19 protein-coding genes and 2 pseudogenes are annotated in these 24,020 nt (G+C 63.6%); 3 read left to right on the top strand and 18 right to left on the bottom strand.

The window, feature by feature from the left end; all coding sequences use genetic code 11:
- Window positions 1-32: 32 nt before the first annotated feature.
- From AC5RT3_RS06390 to AC5RT3_RS06325, 14 genes and pseudogenes are all read right to left on the bottom strand, one after another.
- Entirely contained in the window at window positions 33-1,538 is a 1,506-nt protein-coding gene (locus AC5RT3_RS06390; RefSeq protein ID WP_494053197.1) for an aldehyde dehydrogenase family protein, read from the bottom strand.
- Window positions 1,535-2,272 (bottom strand): HD domain-containing protein, encoded by a 738-nt coding sequence (locus tag AC5RT3_RS06385; RefSeq protein WP_494123776.1) that lies wholly within the window; start codon window positions 2,270-2,272, stop codon window positions 1,535-1,537. The genes AC5RT3_RS06390 and AC5RT3_RS06385 overlap by 4 nt, the downstream gene beginning before the upstream one ends.
- Window positions 2,273-2,302: 30 nt before the next feature.
- The gene (locus AC5RT3_RS06380) at window positions 2,303-3,607 is read right to left on the bottom strand and encodes an NAD(P)/FAD-dependent oxidoreductase (protein WP_494123775.1); all 1,305 of its coding nucleotides are present in this window, start codon (window positions 3,605-3,607) and stop codon (window positions 2,303-2,305) included.
- A gap of 2 nt (window positions 3,608-3,609) precedes the next feature.
- Window positions 3,610-3,930 (bottom strand): 2Fe-2S iron-sulfur cluster-binding protein, encoded by a 321-nt coding sequence (locus AC5RT3_RS06375; protein WP_494053200.1) that lies wholly within the window; start codon window positions 3,928-3,930, stop codon window positions 3,610-3,612.
- Between the two features lie 45 nt (window positions 3,931-3,975).
- Window positions 3,976-4,752 (bottom strand): SDR family NAD(P)-dependent oxidoreductase, encoded by a 777-nt coding sequence (locus AC5RT3_RS06370; protein ID WP_494053201.1) that lies wholly within the window; start codon window positions 4,750-4,752, stop codon window positions 3,976-3,978.
- Complete coding sequence (locus tag AC5RT3_RS06365) at window positions 4,745-6,616, bottom strand: PEP-utilizing enzyme (RefSeq protein WP_494053202.1); 1,872 nt, start codon at window positions 6,614-6,616, stop codon at window positions 4,745-4,747. The genes AC5RT3_RS06370 and AC5RT3_RS06365 overlap by 8 nt, the downstream gene beginning before the upstream one ends.
- Window positions 6,617-6,709: 93 nt before the next feature.
- Complete coding sequence (locus AC5RT3_RS06360; protein ID WP_494123774.1) at window positions 6,710-7,825, bottom strand: PEP/pyruvate-binding domain-containing protein; 1,116 nt, start codon at window positions 7,823-7,825, stop codon at window positions 6,710-6,712.
- 4 nt (window positions 7,826-7,829) lie between these two features.
- Window positions 7,830-9,107 (bottom strand): cytochrome P450, encoded by a 1,278-nt coding sequence (locus tag AC5RT3_RS06355; protein WP_494123773.1) that lies wholly within the window; start codon window positions 9,105-9,107, stop codon window positions 7,830-7,832.
- Window positions 9,108-9,263: 156 nt separating this feature from the next.
- Window positions 9,264-10,058, bottom strand: a complete 795-nt coding sequence (locus AC5RT3_RS06350; protein WP_494123772.1) for an IclR family transcriptional regulator — start codon at window positions 10,056-10,058, stop codon at window positions 9,264-9,266.
- 60 nt (window positions 10,059-10,118) lie between these two features.
- Window positions 10,119-10,805, bottom strand: a complete 687-nt coding sequence (locus AC5RT3_RS06345) for an HD domain-containing protein (protein ID WP_494011159.1) — start codon at window positions 10,803-10,805, stop codon at window positions 10,119-10,121.
- A gap of 241 nt (window positions 10,806-11,046) precedes the next feature.
- A pseudogene (locus AC5RT3_RS06340) lies at window positions 11,047-11,296 on the bottom strand (thiolase family protein); the annotation flags it as partial.
- Window positions 11,256-11,492: pseudogene (locus AC5RT3_RS06335) on the bottom strand (carboxymuconolactone decarboxylase family protein); the annotation flags it as partial. The pseudogenes AC5RT3_RS06340 and AC5RT3_RS06335, both read right to left, overlap by 41 nt.
- A 38-nt stretch (window positions 11,493-11,530) precedes the next feature.
- Window positions 11,531-13,147, bottom strand: a complete 1,617-nt coding sequence (locus AC5RT3_RS06330; RefSeq protein ID WP_494053205.1) for an FAD-dependent monooxygenase — start codon at window positions 13,145-13,147, stop codon at window positions 11,531-11,533.
- Between the two features lie 54 nt (window positions 13,148-13,201).
- Window positions 13,202-14,053 (bottom strand): fumarylacetoacetate hydrolase family protein, encoded by an 852-nt coding sequence (locus tag AC5RT3_RS06325; protein ID WP_494011157.1) that lies wholly within the window; start codon window positions 14,051-14,053, stop codon window positions 13,202-13,204.
- A 340-nt stretch (window positions 14,054-14,393) separates the two neighbouring features.
- Here AC5RT3_RS06325 and AC5RT3_RS06320 point away from each other — a divergent pair, with 340 nt between their 5' ends.
- Window positions 14,394-14,933, top strand: coding sequence for an NUDIX domain-containing protein (locus AC5RT3_RS06320; RefSeq protein WP_494123771.1), 540 nt, complete (start codon window positions 14,394-14,396; stop codon window positions 14,931-14,933).
- 557 nt (window positions 14,934-15,490) lie between these two features.
- Window positions 15,491-18,145: a trehalase-like domain-containing protein gene (locus AC5RT3_RS06315; RefSeq protein WP_494123770.1), complete on the top strand. Its 2,655-nt coding sequence runs from the start codon at window positions 15,491-15,493 to the stop codon at window positions 18,143-18,145.
- Window positions 18,146-18,711: 566 nt separating this feature from the next.
- Here AC5RT3_RS06315 and AC5RT3_RS06310 read toward each other — a convergent pair.
- From AC5RT3_RS06310 to AC5RT3_RS06295, 4 genes are all read right to left on the bottom strand, one after another.
- Window positions 18,712-18,861, bottom strand: a complete 150-nt coding sequence (locus AC5RT3_RS06310) for a hypothetical protein (protein WP_494011154.1) — start codon at window positions 18,859-18,861, stop codon at window positions 18,712-18,714.
- Window positions 18,862-18,954: 93 nt separating this feature from the next.
- Window positions 18,955-19,398: a hypothetical protein gene (locus AC5RT3_RS06305; protein ID WP_494123769.1), complete on the bottom strand. Its 444-nt coding sequence runs from the start codon at window positions 19,396-19,398 to the stop codon at window positions 18,955-18,957.
- Between the two features lie 8 nt (window positions 19,399-19,406).
- Window positions 19,407-20,915 (bottom strand): 4-hydroxyphenylacetate 3-hydroxylase N-terminal domain-containing protein, encoded by a 1,509-nt coding sequence (locus tag AC5RT3_RS06300; RefSeq protein WP_494123768.1) that lies wholly within the window; start codon window positions 20,913-20,915, stop codon window positions 19,407-19,409.
- 417 nt (window positions 20,916-21,332) lie between these two features.
- Window positions 21,333-22,925: an FAD-binding oxidoreductase gene (locus AC5RT3_RS06295; RefSeq protein ID WP_494011151.1), complete on the bottom strand. Its 1,593-nt coding sequence runs from the start codon at window positions 22,923-22,925 to the stop codon at window positions 21,333-21,335.
- A 147-nt stretch (window positions 22,926-23,072) separates the two neighbouring features.
- Between AC5RT3_RS06295 and AC5RT3_RS06290 the strand changes: the two genes are divergently transcribed.
- The gene (locus AC5RT3_RS06290; RefSeq protein WP_494123767.1) at window positions 23,073-24,008 is read left to right on the top strand and encodes a LysR family transcriptional regulator; all 936 of its coding nucleotides are present in this window, start codon (window positions 23,073-23,075) and stop codon (window positions 24,006-24,008) included.
- Window positions 24,009-24,020: the final 12 nt, after the last annotated feature.

Raw genomic sequence — 24,020 nt, 5'->3', positions numbered from 1 at the left:
GTCCCCCGGGGGCCGGACGGAGCCGGAACGTGCTATGCGCGGCGGTGGATGGACTTGTAGCTTAGGTAGGCGTTCAGGCCTTCTTTCCCGTACTCGGTACCCAGGCCGGAGTTGTGCCGGCCGCCGAAGGGTGCGGCATGGTTGGAGGCGAAGAAGTTGATGCCTACGGACCCGGTGTCCATCCGATCAGCAACAGCGAGGGCAGCTTCAGAGTCCGCCCCGAAAACCAATCCGCCTAAACCGAACTCGGTGTTGTTTGCCAGCGCCACTGCCTCGTCGACGTCGTTGTATTTAAGGATGCAGATTACCGGGCCGAAGATCTCCTCGCGGGATATCCGCATCTCGGGCGTGACGTCGGCGAACACGGTGGGTTCCACGAAGTACCCCTTTTCCAGGCCGCCGCCCAGAGAGGGTGCACGTCCTCCGGTTGTGGCCCGGGCGCCTTCTGCGAGTCCGGATTCAATGTATTCCAGCACGGTCCGGTATTGGGCTTCGGTGGCGCACGGCCCGAACACGGTGTCCGGGTCCAGAGGGTCCCCTTGCTTTCCGGCGGCGATTGTAGACGTGACCATGTCCACGACTTCCTGGTAGCGGTTTGCCGGAGCCAGGATGCGGGTGGAGATGTAGCAGGTTTGCCCTGTGTTGCGCATGCAGGAGCGGATCAGCACCTTGGACATGGCATCCAGGTCGGCGTCCGGAAGCACGATGGCGCTGGATTTGCCACCGAGCTCCAGGGTGACGGGGCGCAACAGTTCCCCGCAGGCCGCAGCGATTTTCCGGCCCACCGGCGTGGAGCCGGTGAAGGCGACCTTGTTTACACCAGGGTGCTTTACCAGCGTGTCTCCGAGCCGCCCGGATCCTGTGACCAGATTAACGACGCCTGCCGGAACGCCGGCGGCGGCCACTGCGTCGATGATGACACGGAAAGACAGCGGGGTGGGTGAGGCGGGTTTGATCACGACGGTGCAGCCTGCCAGCAGCGCAGGTGCGAGCTTGATGACCACCAGGTTGATGGGGTAGTTCCACGGCGCGATCAGAGCGCACACTCCCACAGGGTCGCGCCGTACGACGGATTCCCCGCCGCCTGTTGGGAAGGGGCGGACGTCCTCGTATTCCAGGTACTGGGCGAGTGTGGCGAAGTAGCGGAGAATGCCCGCGGCGTTGGCCGCCGCGCCGGCGGACTCGGCTACCGGAGATCCGTTTTCCCGCGAGTTGGTCAGCGAGAGTTCCTCGGCCCGCTTTTCGACTTCCTCCGCAATCCGGACCAGGTAGGCGGCACGTTCCGACGGAGTCAACCGGGGCCACTTTCCTTGGAACGCCCGCTGGGCGGAGCCGACGGCGGCATCAACGTCTTCGGGAGTTCCGTCTGGTACTGATCCCCAGACTTGGCCAGTGGCGGGGTCGGTGACCGGATTGCGTCCGGTGCCGCGGGCCGGGGTCCAGGCTCCGTCTACGAAGATGTCGTCCACATGGGTGTACGGCAGGGTCAGGCCCGCCCGGACGGCAAGGGCTGGAACGTCGTGCGTGGCTGCGGTCATCGGATGACTCCTGTCTTGAGCAGGGCGTTGGAACGGTTGAGGTCGGCGGTGGCCATATCCACGGCGGCCTGGGTGATGAGTTCGGGCACGATCTCGATGGCGAGCCTGTCGGTGTAAGTGGCCGGATCCATGCCGAACCACGATGAGGCCAGCGCGATGCCTGCGTGGTCGAACCGCCACAGCCTGTCAGCATCGCGCATCAGTGCATCCTCCAGCGAACGGGCCTCCAGGCGCGTGTCGTGCCCGTCGATAATGTCACACACGCGTTCGACGAAAGCCCGAGAATAGTCCAGCCCAGGGAGCACCCGGCGTGCCACGTTGCAGCCCTGCACCTCGTGTTCAAACCGGATGGCCGCCTTGCGCCAGTCTCCGGCGAAACCCTCGGAAATGATGCGGGATTCATCAACGTAGGCCCAGCCTGTGTCATGCAGCAGGGTGGCAACCCGCACCAGTTCGGCATCGGCGTCGGGGTACGCCCGGCACAGCCGTTCGGCGAAAGCCAGCGAGATCGGCAGGTGGATGTCGTTGCCGCGGGTCCGGGTCTCGTGGACAACGGCCTTCCAGAGCGCGTCGAGTTCTTCAAGGGCGGCCGGCGTGGTGCTGATGGGGGTGGTGTCCACCGGGCCGGGCGCCGGGACTGGCCGGACGCCGTATTCGGCGGCGAAGGCCTGGGCCAGCTCGTCGGTTTCAGCGGTGGGGCCGGCCGAGGCGACCGGAGTCTTGGGGGTGCTCATAGTGCTCCTTGGGGTGGGCCTGCCTGGCGGCTAGCTGTCCGTGGTGATGGTCTTGAGAGGTGTGGCGGTGTCGGCAGCGGCGCCGGCGGGGATGTTCTGTCCTTTGGCCAGTGCATTCTTCACGGCCATGAAGTCCAGTGGCGCATTGACGCAGTCAGCGGCGATGATCTGGCCTTGCCGGTAGTAAAGGACGGTGAACTTTCCGCGTTCCCCGTCATGCCGGATCACGGTCTGGTCGTAACCGTTGCAGAGGCCCGCGATCTGCAGCTTCAGATCGGCCTGGTTGGACCAGAACCAGGGGATCCCGGCGTACTCCTCGCGCCTGCCCATCAGCGAGTAGGCGGCCACCTTGGCATGCTCGATGGCGTTGTTGACGCTTTCCAGCCTGATCCGCTCACCCGGCTCCGAACCGGGGACCGGGTTGGGCATGTTGGCCACGTCCCCCACCGCAACGGTGGTGCCGTCAGAGGCCAGGGCGAACCGGTCCACCACCACCCCGTTGTCCACTTCCAGGCCCAGCTGTTCGGCCAGGTCGGTGTTGGGGATGACGCCGATGCCGATCAGCACAATCTGCGCTGGCAGCACCGTGCCGTCCTGGAGCTCGACGGCGGCAACTTTCGTGCCGGTGTCATTCGCAGTGAAGCGGGCAGCACTGGTGTTGAGCCGGATGTCCAGGCCGCGGGAGCGGTGGGCCTGCAGGAAGTACTCGGCAGTCTCCTCCCCCACTGCCCGGCCCACCAGCCGCGGACCGAACTCGAGCACGGTGACATTCTTGCCCATTTTCTGCAGGCTGGACGCGGCCTCCAGGCCGATGAACCCGCCGCCGATCACCACCACATCCGTGGCCTCACCCACCCGGGCCTTCAGCGCCAGGGCGTCGTCGGCGTTGCGCAGGTACAGCACGCCGTCGAGGGCCCCGCCGTCTATCTCCAGCTTGCGGGCGCGTGCACCGACGGTCAGAGCCAGCCGTTTGAAGGGGAACTGCCGGCCGGAGGACGCATGCGCCACCCCGGAACCGTCCGCTTCCTTGTCGATTCGGACGATGTATTCGCCTTTGACCAGGTCCACGTTGTGTTCCGCCCAGTACTCGTTGGAGCGGAATATCAGGGACTCGCTCTCGACCGTTCCTTGGAGGAATTCCTTGGACAGTGCGGGTCGCTGGTATGGGCGGTGGTCCTCGTCTCCCAACAGTGTGATGTGTTCGTCGAAGCCGAGGGCGCGCAGGGACACCGCAAGCTGAACGCCGGACTGGCTCGCGCCGATGATTAGCAGGCCGGTCCGGGTGCGGGTTTCGCTGCCGGATGCGTTCCGTTCCGCCGCCATGGTGGTGCCCATCTTTACACCTGCGTTTCCGGGGTGGTGATGAAAAGTTCGGAGCTTTCGGTGAGACGGAGCTGGCAGGACAGCCGGGAGTTCTCCTCGCGGTCCACGGCGGTGCCATAGAGCATCTCGTCCTCCATGTCCTCCATCGGCGGAAGCTGCTCGAGGCAGTCCTCCCGGACGAAGACGTGGCAGGTGGCGCAGGACAACGAGCCGCCGCACTCGGCGACGATTCCGGGAACGCCGTTGCGCACCGCGGTTTCCATGACCGAGTCGCCGGGATTGCCTTGGACGTCGCGGACAACGCCTTCGGCGTCAGTGAAATGAACCGTTGGCATGTGGCTCTCCTTGGGGTTGAAGTCGGTTTTCTTGGAGGTGGGGGGCTAGATGAACTGCCGGCCGCCGTCGACCACCATGGTTTGGCCGGTGTAATACGAGCTGTCGGGTCCGGCGAGAAACAGCGCGGCTCCCACGATGTCCTCGGGCTGGCTGGCGCGTTTAATCGCACCGCGGTCCACGCCGTAGTTCTCAGCGTTCTCCATCAGCCCGTAGCTGGCCTCCGTGAGCGTGAAACCGGGGGCGATCGCGTTGACCGTGATCCCCCGCCGGCCCAGTTCCTTGGCCATGACCCGGGTCAGGGCCACCACGCCACCCTTGGAGGCGACGTAGTGCAGCCACTGCTCGGAGCCGCTGAAAATGGTGGCGCTGGAGAGGTTAATGACGCGCCCGCCCTGCGGCAGATATGGACTCGCGGCGCGGGTCACCAGCCAGGGGCCCTTGAGGTTTACGTTCATCACCAGGTCCCATTCCGCCGGGTCGATGTCCTCAAACGGGCTGCGTGTCACGCCTGCATACACCGCGGCGTTGTTAACCACGACGTCGATGCTCCCGTTCCCGAACTCCGCGCAGCTTTTCGCCAGGTTCTCGGTGGAGTCGACACTGGTGACGTCCGCGGAGAAGGCAGCCGCGTCGGCGCCGCTTTCGCGGACGAGTTTCGCCGTCTGTTCAGCGCCCTCGAGGTTGATGTCAGCTACTGCCACACGGTATCCGCGGCCGGCAAAGCCGATCGCAAACGCCCTGCCCAGCCCGCCGGCGGCACCGGTGATGAGGACGGTTTTTCCCGCTTCTTGCCCGGTTGCGGGCACTGTCTCTTCAGACATGGCTGTGGCTGTGGGCGGCCCCGGGGCCGGTGGCCAGCAGCTCGTCCTCGGCACCAAGGATTTCGACCGTGCCCTTGGTTCCGTCCACGCGCAGCCGCTGGCCGGTTTTGATGGTGGTCGAGGCGGATCCGGTGCCGGTGACGGCCGGAAGTCCGTACTCGCGGCACACGATCGCGGCGTGGCTCATCATTCCGCCGATGTCGGTGACTGTAGCCTTGATCTTGCCGAAGATCGGGCCCCAGGACGGTGCGGTGACCGTTGCAACCAGGATCTCGCCCTGCCGGACCTCGGAGAGCTGGTCTGCGTCGGTGACGACGCGGGCCAGGCCTTCCACCACGCCGGGTGACGCGGCCATGCCGCGCAGGCCGCCGCCTTCAACCGCTTCGCCGGCACCCAGCCATTGCTGGACCTGCTCGGTGGTGATGCCCCACAGCATCCGGGTGAACGGTTCGGTGAGGGATTCCGGCGGGGTGTTCAGGGCAGGGGCGGGGCGGGCTGTCTTGAGGGCGTCCACGATGCCACGGCGGCGCTCGACCTCTTCGGGCCAATAGTCCGGGCCGATAGGCTTGGCGCCAACTCCCCAGCCGGTGACCAGGTCAAAGAGCGCGTCGCGGACCTCGTTGCGGCCCAGGTACAGCAGGTCGTCCGGCTCGGTCCAGAAGCCTTCCGCCTGCATCATGCGGGACAGCTCGCGGATCTTGCGCCAGAAGACACCCATGGTCCAGTGCTCGATGTAAAAGTTATGGTTCTCCACGTACGGGTAGGCGGTGGCGGCAAGCCCGCGCTTGGCGTCGAAAATCGCCTGGTTTTCGCCTTCCAGCAGGTCGCGGTATTCCTCGATGATGCGGTCGCGTTCGGCGATAAGGGCTTCCACGGGGCGCATGATTTCCTGGCCTTCGTCCACGCGGCGGATGTAGTCCGCGATGTAGCCCAGCGGAATTTCCTGGTGCTCATTCCAGTACTTGTCGTGGCCGTAGAAGCCGTTGCCGACGGTGAAGTTGAACCACGGGTCCTTGGCCCCCTCGTACTGGGCCATCCACTCTTCCCCACCGGAAGCGGAGGCAATGGCACCCAAGGTAGCGTTCACGTCGTCGGTGTTTCCGAAGTGGGCCTGCAGCCCGAGTTCCACGGCGAGCTTGGCCAGCTGCTTGAGCTCGTCGTCCGGGCGGAACAGTTCCATGTCGACGCCCTGCACCATGGTGGCGATCGACTGGTCCGGAACGTTGGGGAAAACCTGCTTGCAGAAGTTGAAGAAGTCCAGGTAGGCGATGTAGCCGAGGTTCAGGAACTCGAAGTGGTACTGCCAGTTCTGGTAGGCAAGCTGGATGAGGCGGTCGTAGCTTTCCAGCAGCTTCTCCGAACCGTCCTTGCCCTTGCCCGCAACGATGTCCTCCATGGGGACGAGTGCCGGGAGCTTGGGGAAGGAGATGGTCTCCATCTCCGCGATGGTGCCCTTGACCTTGACGTGCCACTCCTTGAGCAGCTGTTCCCAGTTCTGGAAGTAGTGGCCCACCCGCTGCTCAAACAGGGGCACGCGGGCTGCGATCTGGTCCTCAGGCACGGGGATGGGCGACATGTAGAGGTAGCCAAGGTGGATGCGGAACTCGATGCCGTTGGCGTTGGGGATCAGCAGGTGCCGGGCGTTGTACTGGCCCAGGCATTTCACCGCGAATTCGCCGCCGATGGTCTCAAAAGGCTTGAAAACCGTGGGCCAGTGCTGGCTGTCGCAAAACCAGAACTTGGCGTCTTCCTGCTCCTTGAGCTTGTCCTGGAAGACCAGATAGTAGGGGTAGATCTTTTCCCAGCCCTCGGCCCCGGCGGGGACCGGAAGCTCGGAGGGTTTGGGGAAGGACTTGAGGGACATGGCGGTCCTTTCAATGGGGCTCGGCGTTGAGCCTTGGTGTGTGGAGCTTGGCCTGAGGAGCTCGAGGAGCTTCGGTGGGGCTTTGTGGAGTGCTTAGACGGGGGGCTTGAACAGGGAGGCGGTGATGCTGCCGAGGCTGAAGCCGCCGGTGGCTGGGGTGGGGCTGGAGAGTCCGCCGTAGTAGCCGCCGGTGGTGGCCGTGGGCTGTGCGGCCGGTTTAGAGGAGTGCACGGTCTCGGGACGGCTCTGCAGCAGCAGGAGGTTTTCGCCGTCTGGCAGGTCCGAATCCAGGGCCCATTCGATGTCCTGCGGGCACTTGTAGTGCTTCTCGGCCCGCTTGGCCATCTGGGCGACCGCGGTGAGTTCCGCGTCGGTGAGGCTGCGGCGGCCGCGGCGGTAGGCGTCGACCTCGCGTTCAGTGAGGCGCTTGGCGCCGAGGTCGGGAACCAGTTCGGCGTGCTTGTCGCCGAGGTGTTCGTTCACGACGGCGAGCGTGACCTTGTCCAAGACGATGTTGTCCGGCGTGACCTGGCCTGAGACGACCATTTCGCCCACACCGTAGGAGGAATCGATGGTGATTTTTGAACGGTCACCGTTGGTGGGATCCATGGTGATGGCGACGCCGGAAACGCGGGAGTTGACCATCTTCTGCACCACGACGGCCATGGAGAGGCCCTCGTTGAGGATGCTGTTCTTCAACCTGTAAATAATGGCGCGCGAAGTGTAGAGGGACGCCCAGCACTGGCGGATGTGTTCAGTGACAGCCTTGGCGCCGTCGAGCCAGAGGTAGGTGTCCTGCTGCCCGGCGAAGGAGGCGTCCGGGAGGTCTTCCGCCGTGGCGCTGGAGCGGACGGCCACTGGGACGGGGGCGTCGAAGCGGGACATTAATGACTCGTAGGCCGTGATGGTCGGGTCGCGCAGGGCCTGGGGCACCGGGCGGGAGCAGATGTCCTCGCGGATGATGGCGGAGACCTTGTCCACCTGGGCGGTGTTCTCTGGGTCCAGGTCGGCGAGCAGCTGGTTGATTTTCGCTGTGATGCCGGCCTCGTCCATAAAGGCATCGAACTGGGCGGTGGTGACAACAAAGCCCGGCGGGACGGGCATGCCCGCGGAGGTCATGGTGACCAGGGAAGCGCCCTTGCCGCCGAGGTATTCCAGTTTCGGCTCGATCCCGCCGTCGAAAAACTGGATGTAGTCGTTGCTTTCCATGGTTTTAGCCCTTCCAGGTGACGGGGACGGTTTCGGGGACGCGGAAGGAGAGGTTTTCGCGAAAGTCGATGGATTCAGGGTCCTCCAGCTGCAGCGCCGGGGCGAGCCGGGCCACCTCCTCGAGTGCGATTTTGGCTTGGAGTTTGGCGAGCATGTTGCCCAGGCAGTAGTGGATGCCGAAACCGAAGGAGAGGTGCTCGCGGGCGTTGGGGCGGGTGATATCGAAGTCCTCGCCGGCTTCGAACTTGTTCTCGTCACGGTTTGCGGAGCCCATCAGCAGGAGCAACTGGGCACCTTCCTCGATGGGGACGCCGCCCACCTCGGTGTCTTTGAGGGCCTTGCGGCGCCAGCCGACGATCGATCCTGCGTAACGGAGGACCTCGTCGATCGCTGCCGGGATCTTTTTGGGATCTTCCACCAGCTGCTGCCACTGTTCGGGCCGTACAAGGAGTTCGCGCAGGGCGTTGGAGATGAGCGTGGTGGTGGTTTCGTGGCCGGCGAACAGGAGGCTGTAGAGGACGGAGGCGATCTCGTGGTCGGAGATTTCCGCCCCGTCCTGCTGTGCCTTGACCAGGTCTGCGGTGAGGTTGTCGCCGCCGTCCTGGTGGGCCACCCGGACCAGACGGAGGCATTCCTGCCAGTACTCCACCAGGTTGTGAGCGTGCGGGATCTGCTCCTCATCGCTGAGGTCTCCCCAGGTCATGGCTGCACGCGAGTCACTCCAGCGCTTGAACGTGTCCACCTGGGAAACGTCCGCGCCGATCAGGGTCAGGATGGTGATGGTGGGAACGTCATAGGCAAGGTCGCGGACCAGGTCGCCCTGGCCTTCGGGGCGGGTCAGCATCTTTTCGATCAACGCCACCACGTTCTGCCGGATGAAGGGTTCCAGCGCCTTGTAGCGGCGGGGGGTGAAGGCCTTCTGCACTACGGCGCGGATCCGGGTGTGCTCCGGGGGTCGACGGGCCGATAGGCCTGAATAGGCGGTAAACCCACCGTCTTCCATGATCTTTTTAGCAGCGGGGCCCCGTTCCCGGACCGGCGCCTGGGCATTGTCGCTCGAGAAGGTCTCCCAGTCCCCGAAGACAGCCTTGACGTCGTCATAGCGGGAGACAACGTAGAGGCCGACGCGCTCATCGAACATGACGGGCTGTTCCGCCCGGAGTTTGGCGTAGGCCGGGAAGGGATCCTTCATCTGGAACGGCTCGTAGCCGTGGTGCCCGGCGGGGGCTTCGGCGCCGTACCCGAAGGGACAGCGCCCGGCCGTTTCTGTCGACGATGACATCTGGACTCCTGGTGGTTTGGTTCCGCCGGCAGCGTCAGGCACGGCGGCGGTTTCTACTCACCAGTGTGTCCCTCATCACCGCGACGTGACAGGGAATGCTTCCACTGAGTAGAAGCCAATGCGTTCTTGCCCTGGTCTTCCCGGCAGAAGTTCCGGTCAGTCCTTTGGTACGTTCTGATTCCCGAGCAGGGTCTCGAGCGGGATCCGGGCGGTGGCGCGCTCGATCTGGGCGGAAATTCCCTTCAGCACCGGCAGGTGCCGGGTCATCGTGGCAGCCTGGCTGGTGGGCAGCACCAGGCCGATTGACGCCCCGATCCTTCCGGTGTGGAACACCGGGACGGCGATGGAGCAGGAACCTAGCCGCACCTCCTCCAGGGTGGTGGCATATCCCTGCTCACGAATTTGGACAAGTTCCTCGGCCAGCCGCTTGGGGTCAATGTGAGTGTGCGCGGTGTGTCGCTCCAGCTGCCGGTTCAGGTAAGCGTCGCGGACCCAGTCCTCGTCAAAGGCGAGGATGACCTTTCCGACAGCGGTCGCGTGCATCGGGAGCCTGCCACCGACGCGGGAGGCGCGCGGGACTCTCCTGGAGCTGTAGACGCGGTCGATGTAGAGCACCTCATGGCCGGCCCTGACGGCAAGGTGTGCGGTTTCACCCGTCAGGGAGAACAGATCCTGGACGTAGGGGCGGGCTGCGTCGCGCAGCTGCCGCCCGGTGTTCTGGGCTAGCTCCCACAGCCGGATGCCCGGCTGGTAGCGCCCGTTTGGCTCGCGCGAAAAGAAGCCCCATTCCGTCAGTTCATTGACGAGTCTGTGAGTCGTGCTCAAGGGCAGGCCGGACTTCGCTGCGATGTCGGTCAGGCTCAAGGCCCCGCGCGATTTCTCGAATGCCTCCAAAATGGCCAGAACCTTGGATGTCACAGTCCGGCCTGGTTCGCGGCTGCCGCCGGCCATCGCGACTCCTTATCCGCTGTGTGTCCACTGCAAACCGCCTCCCGGCAGTTCCATCAGAGTCTAGTCTGCGCTCAGCAGTGCCTGTCGTTGAGGCCACAACGTGACGGACTCCAGCGCTGACAGCGCGCTGGCCATCGCTTTCGCTTCCTCAGTGAAGAGGTAACCATGGACTCGCTGGCTGCACAGCCGCAGGGCCTGATTCCGGTCCAGCCCGAACCAGTCCATGACGGTGTCAACGCCGTGCGGGCTGAGCCGCCAGGCCTTGTCCGCGTCCTTCACGATCGCGTCCTCTATAGAGAGCGCAGTCCGCCGGGAGTCGTGACCGTCGATGATGACAAGAATCTCAGGGACCTTCGAGGCGTCATAACCTGTCCGCACCAAGATGTCGGCAGCCAGTCTGGCGCCTTCCTTTTCGTGGAGAAGGACCAGATCCGGCCTTCCGCCCCCTGGAGCAATGGCCTGCAGAACCTCCTCCGGCGGCACCTCGGACCACCCCACGTCGTGGAGCATTATGGCCGGGAGGACGATGGCAGGGTCGGCCTCGGGGTGCGATTCCAGCAAGGCACAGGCGAGACCAAGTGCGTACAGTGTGTGCGCGTCGTTGTCTCGCACACGAAGCAAAGGCGCTGCAAGCTCCCACATTGCAACGAGAGCAGGATCCAGGGTGATTACACCTTCTGGTTCCGCCTCAATGTAAGTCAAGACATCCCGCCCGTAATGGTTCGCCGTCGCCTGCAACTTAGTCATGCTGCAACAATGCGTCGTCGCCTACGCTCACGGCAACCGAAAACAACCACTGAGTGGAAGCCACCAGGGGCCAGAGACCCCGGGTGCGAAAAAATGACTTCATCCCGTCCCGGATCATTGGCTCGGCCGCGACCAGAGGGACCGCTCGGGGCGAACGGGGTCCTGCTGGTCTTTGGCCTGAATCGGCTGGGAAGGTTCCACCGACCGCCCTCTACGTCGCAGTGATCCGCACCGGTAGGGACATACTTCTCACGCAAACGCTCGATGGCCTCACCCAGCGAGATGGTCCACTCCTTCGGCATCGCCTTGTTCACCAGGCGCCAGCCCAGCGTCGTAGACGCCAGCGTCATGTCCCCCGCGGGGTACGGTTTCTCCGTCTTGGGCAGCACCCAGGGCGCGCGGGACATCGATTCTGCCCCGCCCACCAGCACCAACTCCGCATCACCGGCGTTAATTTGGCGCGAAGCGATAATCGCCGCATCCAGCGAGGACTTGCCAAGCGGTCTTGAACGCGTTGGCCGACGGGACCCCGCAGTAAATGGCGGTCTGCAGCAGGATCTCCTTGATCTCGTCCCTACTCAGGCCGTTGGTGAGGGCCGCGCGGACGTGGATGGCCAGCTCGTCCCAGTGCCCCTGCGCCACCATCGCGGTGAGGGTCACGGCGGAACGCATCTGCCGGGACAGGCCCAAGCTCCTTAGCGTGTTGCGTGATTTGCTGATGTCTGTCAGCGGGTGGCATGTTCCCCTGATTCGGCTTTCAGCCAGAGCGGCAGCGCCGGCACGTAGGCAGCCAATGCTTCGAAGGCCCCCTGCTCTGTGTACGGGGTGGTAACTGCTGCAACGTAGCGGTCGGGCCGCACCACAATGGTCATGCCGCTGCCTGCAGCAGCCGCGAAAGCGCCGCTGGTGTCGGTTACGCCGATCAGCGCGGGGTGGTGGCCGCTGTCGTCGTTCTTCGCGGGTCCGTTGCTATCAGTACCCAGCCGCTTGACCTCAATGGGCGCACTACGATCATGGGGGAAGTGCAGCAGTGCCCAGCCCGAACCGAGGAGGGTATCCAGTGGGACGGCGCTTCCGGTGGACAGCCTGACCTGCGGCTGGGACAGGGAACGGCCCACCAGCATGGCTGCCCACTTTGGAGCTTCAGTGCTCAGGTGAGCCACGCATCCTTCGGTGAAGTACGGCTGTTTGAGGAACTTCATACCGGCTAGCCATGCCTTGGCAGCGGGAACGATGCCGGAGGCGGTAATGGCGGCATCACGGATGGCAGTGAGCGCCGGGTTGACGTTCATCACCACTTTGCCGATCCTGTGGGACAGGCGCACCATGTCCACCGCGTGCGGACGCCGCTCCGTCTGGTAGGTGTCCACCAGGGCGTCAGTGCCGGTCCCGCGCACGTGCGCGGCGATCTTCCATGTGAGGTTGGCGGCGTCGCGGATGCCGGCGTTGAGGGCCTGGCCGGCAAACGGGGGCATCATGTGGGCCGAGTCGCCTGCGAGGAGCACGTGCCCCACGCGGTAACTTAGGGCAACGCGCTGGTGCGCAACGTAGACCGCCGCCCGGCGGATATCGGCCGCAGCAATCTCTTGGAACGGCGCGATGAGCCTGATGATGGTTTCCGGAGACGTCATCTCCGCCGCATCCTCACCGGGCAGGAGCATGAACTCGTAGCGGCGGCGTCCGTGGACTCCGGGGACCACCACGACGGGGCGTGTCCCGTTGCAGTGGAATTCGGAAAACCGCTCCGGTTCGCCCGGGGTATTGATGATGTCCACCACGATCCATTTCTGGGTCTGGGTGGAACCTTCCATAGGGATGCCGAGCTGGGAGCGGACCGGACTGCGGCCGCCGTCGCACGCCACCACCCATTTGGAGCGGACGGTGTACCTGCCCTCGCCGTCGATCAGTACCGTCTCTACATGCTCGGGGCCGTCCGTGATGCGGAACGCTTCGGTGGTGAAGCGGATGTCGATCGACGGACGGCTCCGGGCGGCTTCTAGCAGCAGTGATTCCATGACGGGCTGGTCGAACTGGGACTTGCCGGGGTGGCCTAGCCGCGGGGCGGCCGGGTGGACCTCCGCCAGCAGCTGTTTCCTCCGGCCGTAGTAGCGGGCGCCGGTGTCCATAAGCATTTCAGGTGCCAACCGGTCCAGGATCCCGATCTGCTGCATAACGCGCAGGGTCTCGTCGGTGACGCTGATGGCCCGCGGTTCGTCGCTGGTACCGGCATGACGTTCAACGAGCATCACGTTAACGCCCTGGTCCGCCAGCAGGTTCGCCGTGGCCAGGCCGATGGGGCCTGCGCCGATGACAAGTACGTCGGTTTCGATGATTGTGTCCATGCCGATGTGGGTTCCGTTCCTATAAGGGTGCAGGCTGGGCGGGAGCAGGGCAGGTCAGGGGACGAGTTCCACCGTGTTTTTCAGGGTCCCCAGACCGGTGATTTCCACTTCCACCACGTCACCTGCCGAGAGGAGCCCGGACGGTTCCATGAACAGGCCCACACCGCCGGGTGTGCCGGTGACGATCACATCTCCGGGCGAGAGCCTGGTGAAGCCGGTGACATAGGCGATCAGCTGCGGAATGGTGAAGTACAGGTCGGCAACGGAGGCCTTCTGGCGGATGTCACCGTTGACCCGGGTTTCCAGGGTGAGCTTGTTGACGTCGCCCAGCTCGGCGGCCGGGACAAGGTAGGGGCCAAACCCACCGGTGCCGGGGAAGTTCTTGCCGGGAATCCACTGGGAGGCCGCGAGCTGCCAGTCGCGAACGCTGAGGTCGTTGTAGGCAGCGTAGCCGGCAACGTAGTCGAAGGCGTCCTCCTCGGCGACGTGGAATGCTTCCTTGCCAATGACCAGGGCCATTTCGCCTTCGTAGTCGAACTTGGCGGTGGTGGCAGGCATTTGGGCAGGCTGAAGGTGGCCCATCTGGGAGTCAGCGAAGCGGGTGAAGACAGTGGGTGCCTTCTGTTCCGTCTTGCCGGATTCCTCCTGGTGGCTGCGGTAGTTCACGCCGATGCAAAGAATCTTGCCGGGATCCGTGATGGGCGGGAGGAACTCGATGTCCGCTTCCGGTCGGGACGGGGCGTTGCGGAACTCCTCGCCAACGGTGCCGAAGATGCCCTGCTCGACGGCGACGCGGAGCGTGCGGGCAAGGTTGGCTCCGCTGGGGCCAAGATCGTACGCCTGTCCGTCGGCAATGATGCCCCAAGTGGGGGAGCCGTCTGCGGATACGAAGGTTGCGTAGTTCATGTGTGGTTCCTTTCACGGCGCCGGAGCGCCCCGGGAGGTGATGTTGATTCTCTTTGGGCGGCGGCGCCGCCGGCTAAAGGGGTACATCGATACGGACAATACATTATCCTGTCTTTAGGCATTATTGCTATAGTTATGGATTGTTAGGCTATCGGCAAGGACTTGGTGACCTCCCTGGTGACCGACTGGGCGCGACTCTCCTAGGAACAACCGAGCAAGCTGGACCGCCGCGTCGTGCAGCGCGCCGGTGCGCGTCTCCGGTTTTCTCGAAAATTTCTATCTCCTAGCTGACACGGCGCCGGCAGTAGTCCACAGCTGAGGAGGCGGGATCGATCAAGAATTGTGCACTATAAGTGCCAGCCCCTCGAGAGCACGTAGTAAAGGAGAGGAACATGGCCCCAGCAATACAGTCCTTGGCACCAAGGTTCCCTCTGGCGCTGCATCTGACATTCCCCTGAATCACATTGTCATCGCCGCCGTCATCCAATGGCGGGGCAGGATTGCCCTGTTTAGAAGAAGCCGCCGCCCTAGCCACGACAGCGGCCTTTGGCACTGCATCACCGGATTTCTGGAACCCGGGGCGACACCGGAACAGCAGGCTCTTGAAGAACTCTTCGAAGAAGCGGGGCTGCGGGCCGAAGACCTCCAGGCGCTCCGTCAAGGACCGGACCTCGTGGTCACCGACCGCTTTGGAACCCCGTGGCTCATTCACACTTTCACCGCCCTAACATCCCGAAGGCGGCTGAAAATCAATTGGGAGCACGACTCCTACCGGTGGACCGATCCTCGCAAGGCGAAGCGCTTTACTAATCGCGTCACCTGGCTAGACAGCGTGCTCGATGCAACCGGTCACGGCGCCCCCGACAGTCCCGGCCCTTAACCGCGGGTTAGCTCCTAAGCTCGAAGCTAGGCCAGCGAGTGAGTCAATGAACGGAACCAGAGTCGGTGGACCCTCCGTGTCAGTTCTTGGCATGCCCGCCGACGCCGGGGCTCGATTCAGCGGCGCCATCCGCCCCTGTACAGGGCCGTTCTGCACATCCACTGTGGCCACAGCGTCCGGTCACCGGTCCGGCTGTTGAACTGGACCCGGAGCTGGTGCTTCTGCTGAGTACCTCCGGATCCACCGGTTGGCTCAACCTTGTACGCCTGTCCGCTGAATCCGATGGAAGGTCATGGTGTTCGCGGCAGCGACTAGTCTTTCTGGCCGTCCTCTTTTCGTCTCGGGAACTCTGCCTTGAAGTTTGCCCGTTTCCTGTGCGGACCCGACCCTGAGCTCCTGAGCCCGAACCCTTGACACCGATGCCTTCAACGAATCACGCTGAGACGATGGTTGGCCGTGAAAGTTTATTACATGATCCCCGTCGGACGCAGGCATAACTCGGTTCTGACCGGCGGCCACTTCAGCTGCCGGGCCGTTGGCTGAGGGCTAGAACCTTCATGACCACGTCTGGTGGCTGGCGGCCGGCCAGTCGGTCCGCGGAATATTCCGGGCTGCTTTCCAACTCCTTGCCGCAGGACTTGCTAAGAGATCTGATCCAGTCTGATCCGACGGGAAATAAGCTGTCGCCGCAGCTGCTCAATGAGCTGAAGATGCTGGCACGCACTCCGTACCTGCTGGTGGCCTGCAACTATGGCGGGACACTTTCTGCCGACGAGGGGACCTCCAAGGTGTCCTTGCAGGTCGGCAATGCCTCGATTGCCCTCCGCGCCCTGGCGTCGCTGCCCAACACGCACGCAGCGGTAATTTCAGGCCGTTCCTTGCGGGATTTGGCGGCGGTGTCTCGGCTGCCGGCCGAAGTCCACCTTGTGGGTTCGCACGGTGCCGAATTTGACATGGATTTTGTCTATGACCAGCCTGCTACCACAACGCCAATCCTGCAAGAAGTCACCGACGCCCTGGCGGAAGTAGTGAGGGCCGAAAAGGATTTCAGGATCGAGAGGATCCATCGGAAACCCGCAGGGGTGTCAGTGCGTCTGATGGGGAAACCATCGGACGTCGCTGCCCGGGTGACCGCAAAAGCGGAACGGATTGCCCGGGACCGCGGGATGTATTTCATTGTGGACGGGTCCGTCCTGGATTTGTCCCTGGTGGAGCCAGCCAAAGGCCGAGCCCTCGAACGCCTGCGATCCCAGCTGGGCATCAGCGCCACGCTCTATGCCGGGGACGGCCCCAGCGACGAGGACGCCCTCACCACACTGCGAGGTCCGGACCTGGGCCTGCGGGTCGGGCCCGGGCCCGGGAACGGACACCGGCTGCCGGATCCGGATGCTTTCGCTATGGTCCTGGCCGTGCTGTTCGAATTGCGCAGGGCCTGGCTTTTCGGCGAGGAGGCCGTGGGCCTGGAACGCCATTCGCTACTGGGGAGCGGCTCCTCCACCGCACTGGTAACCCCGGATGCGAAGATCTGTTGGATGACCCATCCGCTGCCGGATTCCGGGTCCGTGTTCGCGCACATTCTTGGCGGCGACGCGGCCGGGCATTTCAGCGTTGAGCCCGTGCAGGCATCGCGGGTGCTCGGGCAACGCTATGTGGACAGCACGATGATCGTCGAGACCCGCTGGGCGGATATAACCGTGACGGACTACCTGGAACCCTCTCCGGAAGGTCTCACCAGCCTGGTGCGGGTGCTTGCCGGCACAGGCGCGGCCAGGATCGTCTTTGCGCCACGACCGGATTACACGAACGCCCCCTTCACGATGGAGGTCCGCGGTACTGACCTGTACGTGCTCGGCACCGCCGATCCAATAATCCTGCACGCCCCTGGAGTCAGTTTCACGGTCAGAACCGATAACCGCCATGCAACCGCCACTGCAGACGTGGACCTACACAACGGGCCGGTCGTCCTGAACCTGCGCTGCGGGGACACCGGAACTTTTGTGCTCGATACCGTCGGCGAGCCAGCGCGCCGGGCCGATGTCGCGGCTAGTTCCCGGGCCTGGGTACGCAAGCTGAAGCTCCCTGCGGTCAAACCCTCGCTGGTTAAGCGTTCCGCGCTGGTGCTCCGAGCCATGGTGCACGAACCGACCGGCGGAGTGTTGGCGGCCCCCACCACCTCCCTGCCCGAGGGAATCGGCGGAATCCGTAATTGGGACTACCGGTACTGCTGGCTGCGTGACGGTTCCATGACCGTTAAAGCACTCGTGGATCTTGGTTCCACCGACGAGGCCGACGGGTTCCTGGGATGGCTAGGCCGAATTTTGCACCAGGCTCCAGGCCCGGAATGGCTACACCCGCTCTACTCCGTAACTGGGAACTCGATGGCCAGCGAGGCAACCATCGAAAGCCTGCCAGGCTATGCCGGGTCGCGCCCGGTACGGATTGGGAATGCTGCAGACCACCAAGTGCAACTGGACGTCTTTGGGCCAATAGCAGAGTTGATCCACAGTCTCAGTGAATACCACGGTCTTTTGACCGATTTCCAATGGCAACTGCTGGAGCAGATGGCCGCGGCGGTCCTGGCTCGCTGGCACGAACCAGACCACGGAATCTGGGAAGCCCGGCGGCCACCGCGCCACCACGTTTACACCAAGGTGATGTGCTGGGTCACCCTGGACCGCGCCGTACGCACCGCCGAGCGTCACGGACGGGTACTTGATCCGCTCTGGCGCACCACCGCTGCCACCATCCGAACCGAAGTCCTCCAACAAGGCTGGAACGAGGAATCCGCGTCGTACACCGTGGCCTACGACAGCCCCGACCTGGACGCGGCCGTCCTGCATATTGGCCTCTCCGGCCTGCTAGATGTAACCGATGAACGGTTCCTGAAAACAGTAGATGCCGTCGAGCGCGTACTGCGAGTAGGACCCACCGTTTTTCGGTACCGCTACGACGATGGGCTGCCCGGGTTGGAAGGCGGCTTCCACATCTGCACGACTTGGCTGATCGAGGCCTATCTCGCGGTAGGCCGCACCGATGACGCCGATGTACTGTTCGGCCAGCTTGTTAATCTCATCGGCCCCACCGGGCTGTTGCCCGAAGAATATGACCCCACAAGCGAAACGCACCTGGGCAACCACCCTCAGGCATACTCCCACCTGGGCCTGATCCGCTGCGCCCAGCTGCTGGACCGGCACCAAAGCAAAGAGAGCTGAACCCCACTCCGCAAACCCCTGGCACACCGCCACTCAAGGAACAGCGACTCATACGCCCGCCAGCGAGAGGGGAGGGTGGCTGTATCCATAGACTAGATAGATAACGTCCAGGACCAGTGGTGCCGAATCGATCTGGACATCAGCAGTACTCCGGCAGCGATCGTCGGGCGGACCCGACGGCGGCCCACCTCATTCAGTTTCAAATTGACCACGTGCTGGCCGGATGCGGCATCACCCAACTAAACGTTCTGGCGCTGCGCACCAGGACCGGACGACTCATGACACCGTCGGAACTGGCCAGTGACCTGATCCTTCCAGTACTCCGATCCGTTCCGGGCTTCGAGGAGAGCCTCATCACTTTCTTCGCCGGACCGGAACGAGAGGAGCTCAGCGTTGCTTCGCAGTTTACTCTTCCACGTGGACGCTAGGTCCCGCAGCCGAGCGGATGCTTGAACGTCTTGTCCACCGCTGTGGGCGAGGCGGGCGGACGAGGCTGATATGCACCTGGATGAGCGGTTAAGTTGCTCCCGAGGCGACGGCGGCATCCGCCGCCGAATTCTTCCCTCTCAGGCTTCGGGCTCTGCTTCATACCAGCCCACCCAGGCGGACGAAATCAATCTGATGGTGGGGGCCGCCAGTTCGGCTTCCCACAGGGCCAGGTCCTGTTTGTAGCTGAGGTGGGACAGCAGTCTCAGCTGATGTGCCAGAAAAATCATTCGGTATTTCCCTTCCAAGCGGAGTTCAGCAGCCGTTCCAGGTCCGCAGCGGTGAAGCTGCGGCGAGGCGTGAGGCGAGGTGGTCCCTCAGAATCAGTGCGGTGAGCAGGTCCCCGCCCCGAGTAGCGCTGCTGCTCGGCGACCGCCAGGGCCACTGGAATAGTGGTCCCGCTGATCTGGGCCGCGGACGGCGTCCGCTCCCCGTACTGCGCACCGATTGGCTCGAGGTCGTAGGACCGCATCATCACCGCGTAAACCACCGCGCGTTGTGCGCTGGCAGGCGGATGCCGTGGACCAGACGCTTGCTTCCTCAGCGCCGCCCCAGCCTCGGGCGAGGTTCAGGGTGGCGTCGTTGCCCTGGGCGTAGTGGCCCGCGGCGATGTTGCCCAGCGAATCGATGATCCGGCTCTTGGCCCCGGCCACGTTGGCGGCGTCGAAGGCCTCGAAGCCGGTGCCAGTGACATGCCTGGCCACGATGCCTGTCGTGTTTTCCAGGCTGCTTCCGGGGCCGGCGGCCTCCTCTGTCTGCGCCGGCATGGCGGAACCTAGACTCTGGCCCCGACGGTGATCCGGTCACCGGCGGACGCGTCAGGTTCGCCTTCGGGCCCAGCGGGGGTATCGTCGATTTCCGCGAACATGGCATGGTAGGCACCGGTCTCCCCCGCTGCCTGGGCCTTGCGGTGGTCCAGGGCGCGGGCGCGGCCGATGCTGCCGAGGTAAAAACGTTCGTAGAGTTCGATCCGGCTGCCCAGTGCCGAGCCGGCGAAGTCCCAGGCGGTGCGCATAATGCGGGCGCGTTCTTGGGCGCTGATGCCGTTGGCACCGGGGAGGTACTTTTCCAGCAGCGGGCCCAGCCGGGGATCGTGGAACGCACCGCCCGTGGGTGTTGCCAGCAGGTTGTGCGAGCCCATGGACTTGATGATGTCGTTGATCCGAATCATCCAGCCCGGCATGATGGCCCGCAGGGAGCTGATGTCGTCGTGGCAGAAGTACGCTCCGCCGCCCCAGTCCGAGGCCCGAAGTTCCGCCGAATGGATGGCCGCCCGGGTGAGCCGCAGGTAGGTGTAGATTTCACCGAGCATCGCGCCGACATCGGGCTTGCCCTCAGTCCCGGTCACCTTGGCAATCTGCGTGCACAGATCGTAGGCGAACTCCAGCTTCACGGCCGCGCGGATGGCCGTCTGCTGCTGCGTGTTGCCGGAAGCGGTGCCTGCGTTGATGGAGTTGTAGACGTCCAGGTTGCCGTCAATAAACACGCGGTCCCAAGGCACCAAGACGTCATCAAAGATGATGACGGCGTCCTGTTCGTCGAAACGTGAGGAGAACGGCTTGTCCTCCAGGGCCGCGTCCACGCCGTAGTGGTCCCGGCAAATGGCGACAACGCCGGGGGTGGCCACGGGGATAGCGAAGGAGATTGCGTATTCCTCGGAGCCTTTTTGGATGGGCACTGCCGGGTAGACGTACAGCTCATCGGCGATGGGGCCGAGGGTGGCGAGCATCTTCGCGCCCTTGACGATGAGGCCCTGCTCAGTCCGTTTCATCACGCGCAGGGTGAGTTCCTCGTTCATGCCCTGCAGTTCGCCGACGCTCTTATCGATCGCGGCGTGCACAATGGTGTGGGTCAGTGCGAGGTCCTTTTCGATGACTTCGCGCTGGTATGCCGCCAGCCGCTGGTGGTACACCGGGTCCCCGGAGCGGTCAAAGATGTCCTTGCGGACCACGTGCCCGGCCAGGACCACGTTGACGTAGTCCGGCGTGCGGCCGAGCATGCCATTGGAGTACCGGGCCAGGCGGTCGAAGGCGCGGTGGCGGCGCACTATGTCTTCCGCGTTTCTAGGCAGCGAGTGGCTGACGTTCATGGCCTCGCCGGTCTCCGGGTGGGTGCTCAGGCAGTCCGCCGCGTACTTGTGCTGGTAGTCGAAGTAGCCGGCCATGCCTTCAACCGATCCTTTAAAGGCCGGGTGCTCAAGGACGGAGATGCGCTCCGACCCCAGCCATACCTCTCGGCCGTCGTCCAGGCCCCGCTTGTACTCTGCTCCGGTGCGTGCTGTCACTTCGAACTCCTTCTCAGCTGGCGCAAGTAATTGGACGAGATAGCCCAACACTCCCCATGCAAAATGCATTCTGATGGAATATTATATAAAAAGCTGGAAATTGACAATGCCTCATCAATGTCCTTGAGCGGAATCTTCCAGGCGATCAAATCGTCGAGGTACAGGCGGCCGTGCAAGAACAACTCGACGTAGGGGGATTTCCCGGCGGATGCTGTTCGAATCCATGTACAAGCCCTGGACACGCCGCTGCAAGGCAAAAGGAGCACGCGTCCACCTCCAGGAGCGCACCCTGGGGCTACTACTGGCGGTCCTGTAGCGAAAAGGGCCGGACGCTGGTTTGCTTCACCAGCGTCCGGCCCCTTCTCCGTGATGGCTTCCGTCGCCGCAACCTGTCGGAAGCTGCTTTGGACAGGCGTTCTAAAGCGGGACAGCCGATTCGGCGACGCCGTCCGAGGCTTCCGCCCCGACCTCGCGGTACCGCCGGGGCCACACCCCCTGCTTTCCGGGCGCCAGGATGCCGTTGGGATCCAGCACGTCCTTCAGTGTCTCCTGGAGCCGACGGATGGCGTTGTTGTTGTAGTCGAAGCCGTCAGCGATGACATCCATGTAGTCCACATGGCTGCGGTAGGGCGCGTACCCGTGGCTACGGGCTGCTGCCAGCAACGCTGAGTAGAGAGCCCGTGCGCGCGCCAACTGCTCCTGGTTATCGTTTTCGAAGAAGATCATGGTCACGTGCACCATATGGCGCGGGTAGAGGTGGTAACCGATGTACAGGTCAAAGCCGAACCGGCGGTACAGCTCCTTGGCTTCTCGATAGAACGCCCACACTTCCTCCCCTCGGGCGGGAATGATGGGGGCAGCGTCGATATGCCCGCCGTTTTCCGCCGCCCATGCCACCGTGGACAAGGGCTTCAGGGTGGGCACTCCGGCCATTTGAGTGCGGTCCATGTCCGCAATGTCGTCATAGGCGACCTGTACGCCTTCGGCGCCTTCATAGAGCCTGGCTTTGACGGTAAACCCTTCAAGCCCGGCGAAGCGTTCCCGAATGATCTCAAGCCTGCGTTGGGCGAGTCCCTTGTCGCCGTAGATCGCGAACTTGGCGTTCCACTGGCCAATGCCCATTTCCTGGCGCATTTCCTCCAGACGGTCATCCGGAATGGACCCCTCCCCCTGGTACCAGCGTGACCGCGGACCGTTCATGGTGGCCGCCCGAACCACGTTGCCGCACAGGGCGTTGTTCTGAATGACGTCCTCGCGCCGGAGCTGGGTCAGGATGTCCACCAGCTTGGGCATGTCCTCCTCGCGCTCCACCACAACGTCGCCGTTGATGTACACGTCCGGCCAGGGCATCAGCCAAAGGCCGATCTTGGTGACTATGCCGAGATTTGATTGGGTGAAGATACCGTCCAGTGTGGGTCCGAATCCGCCTTTGAAGATGGGGCCGAGTTCCGTTCCGTCCATGGCCCACATTCCTGTACGCACCAGCTCACCGTCCGGCAGTATCACCTCCATACCGCAAATGGATTGCACATGGTCGCCCATCGGGGTCATGCCGTAGCCGCGGTCGAGGGCGTTGCCAAGGATCGATCCCCAGCCGAGGGCGGGAACGGACATCCAAAGCTTCAGCCCGTTTTCCTGAATGTGTTCGAAGAGGTCAAAGAAACTGACACCGGGCTCGATGACGGCGTAGTTAAGATGGTCATTCACTTCGATGATTTTGTTGAGGCGGCTCAGGTCCAGCGCTACCATGCCGCGGCTGCGCGGTTCCGGTCCCCCGTAACCTAGGTTCTTGCCCTTGGAGAAGGACCACAGCGGAACGCCGGTGTCGTTGGCGAGCCGGACCACGGCTTGGACCTCCTCCACGCTCCCAGGACGCACGCCAGGCCACTTAGCCCGCCCGGGATTGAGGGGATACGGGTCGATGTAGCCGTCTTTGGGCGTGGCACGGACAACGTTGCCGGGGCCGACAATTGCTTCTGCCTGGTCGAGGAAGGTGGCTTGGGCGTCCATTTACGTTACGTCACTTTCGGGAAGGGGTGCTGCCGCTGCTGCGACGGCGGGGACGCCGTCGTCGGCGCCGTTTCTTTTATGATGGCAAGCTGAACTGCTCAAGTAAATCGTCTATTTCCGCTCTTGGTCGTCAGTAATATTGACAATGTGAACATCGCCCTGAACCCCTCGATTACGCTGCGCCAGGTCTTGCACTTTGTCGTGGCGGCCGAAACCGGAACGATGAGCGAGGCAGCACGGCGGCTACACATGGCGCCGTCGGCCATCTCCATGTCCATCGCGGAACTGGAGCGAATTGTCGGGGCCCAGCTGTGCATCAAGCGCAAGTCCAAGGGGCTCACCCTGACATCGACGGGCATCGTGGTGTTCAGGCAGGCGCGCCAACTGCTTGAACTTGCGGATGAGATCGCGTCGCTGTCCAAACGCGCCAGGACTGACATCCGCGGTCCACTGACCGTCGGGTGCTTTATGCCGCTGGGGCCCACCATCATTCCGCCGATGCTGGCCGATTTTGCGGAACAGTGCCCGCACGTGGAGGTCGATTTCATTGAGGGGTACCACGAGGATCTGCAGGAGCGCCTGCTCAACGGTTCCATCGACGCCGCCTTCGTTTTCGACATGGACATCTCCCCTGCGCTCAAGACGGCGCCGCTGCTGTCCGTGGAGCCGTACATCCTGCTTCCGGCGGACCATCCCCAGCGCGAAGCGGAGGTGGTTGCACTCAGGGACGTAGCCGACAGTCCGCTCATCTTTTTCGACGCTCCTCCCATCTCCACGCGCATCCTGGAGATGTACCGCGCTGCCGGCCTGACACCGGACGTCCGGCACCGCTCCCGCAGCTACGCCACAGTCCGATCGCTGGTAGCGAGTGGCCGTGGCGTTGCCGTGCTCTTCCAGCAACCCATGCTGGACGCGCCATACGAGGAGCTAAAGGTTGTGCTCAAGCGGGTTGCCGAGCCGCGGATCCATACCCGCGCCCAAGCCACTGTGTCGCTGGCCTGGACGCGGAGCATGCGGTTGAACGCACGCGCACAGGCCTGGGTGGATGTGGCCGTCGAACGCTTCAGATCTGCCGACTCTTAAGCGGCCGGCCCT

Source organism: Arthrobacter sp. Y3221159 (assembly GCF_059089885.1).
This window is presented reverse-complemented; position numbering and strand designations above follow the sequence as displayed.

Coding starts and splice junctions, on each gene's coding strand:
- AC5RT3_RS06390 (WP_494053197.1), bottom strand. CDS start 1,538: ATGACCGCAGCCACGCACGACGTTCCAGCCCTTGCCGTCCGGGCGGGC.
- AC5RT3_RS06385 (WP_494123776.1), bottom strand. CDS start 2,272: ATGAGCACCCCCAAGACTCCGGTCGCCTCGGCCGGCCCCACCGCTGAA.
- AC5RT3_RS06380 (WP_494123775.1), bottom strand. CDS start 3,607: ATGGGCACCACCATGGCGGCGGAACGGAACGCATCCGGCAGCGAAACC.
- AC5RT3_RS06375 (WP_494053200.1), bottom strand. CDS start 3,930: ATGCCAACGGTTCATTTCACTGACGCCGAAGGCGTTGTCCGCGACGTC.
- AC5RT3_RS06370 (WP_494053201.1), bottom strand. CDS start 4,752: ATGTCTGAAGAGACAGTGCCCGCAACCGGGCAAGAAGCGGGAAAAACC.
- AC5RT3_RS06365 (WP_494053202.1), bottom strand. CDS start 6,616: ATGTCCCTCAAGTCCTTCCCCAAACCCTCCGAGCTTCCGGTCCCCGCC.
- AC5RT3_RS06360 (WP_494123774.1), bottom strand. CDS start 7,825: ATGGAAAGCAACGACTACATCCAGTTTTTCGACGGCGGGATCGAGCCG.
- AC5RT3_RS06355 (WP_494123773.1), bottom strand. CDS start 9,107: ATGTCATCGTCGACAGAAACGGCCGGGCGCTGTCCCTTCGGGTACGGC.
- AC5RT3_RS06350 (WP_494123772.1), bottom strand. CDS start 10,058: ATGGCCGGCGGCAGCCGCGAACCAGGCCGGACTGTGACATCCAAGGTT.
- AC5RT3_RS06345 (WP_494011159.1), bottom strand. CDS start 10,805: ATGACTAAGTTGCAGGCGACGGCGAACCATTACGGGCGGGATGTCTTG.
- AC5RT3_RS06330 (WP_494053205.1), bottom strand. CDS start 13,147: ATGGACACAATCATCGAAACCGACGTACTTGTCATCGGCGCAGGCCCC.
- AC5RT3_RS06325 (WP_494011157.1), bottom strand. CDS start 14,053: ATGAACTACGCAACCTTCGTATCCGCAGACGGCTCCCCCACTTGGGGC.
- AC5RT3_RS06315 (WP_494123770.1), top strand. CDS start 15,491: ATGACCACGTCTGGTGGCTGGCGGCCGGCCAGTCGGTCCGCGGAATAT.
- AC5RT3_RS06310 (WP_494011154.1), bottom strand. CDS start 18,861: ATGATTTTTCTGGCACATCAGCTGAGACTGCTGTCCCACCTCAGCTAC.
- AC5RT3_RS06305 (WP_494123769.1), bottom strand. CDS start 19,398: ATGCCGGCGCAGACAGAGGAGGCCGCCGGCCCCGGAAGCAGCCTGGAA.
- AC5RT3_RS06295 (WP_494011151.1), bottom strand. CDS start 22,925: ATGGACGCCCAAGCCACCTTCCTCGACCAGGCAGAAGCAATTGTCGGC.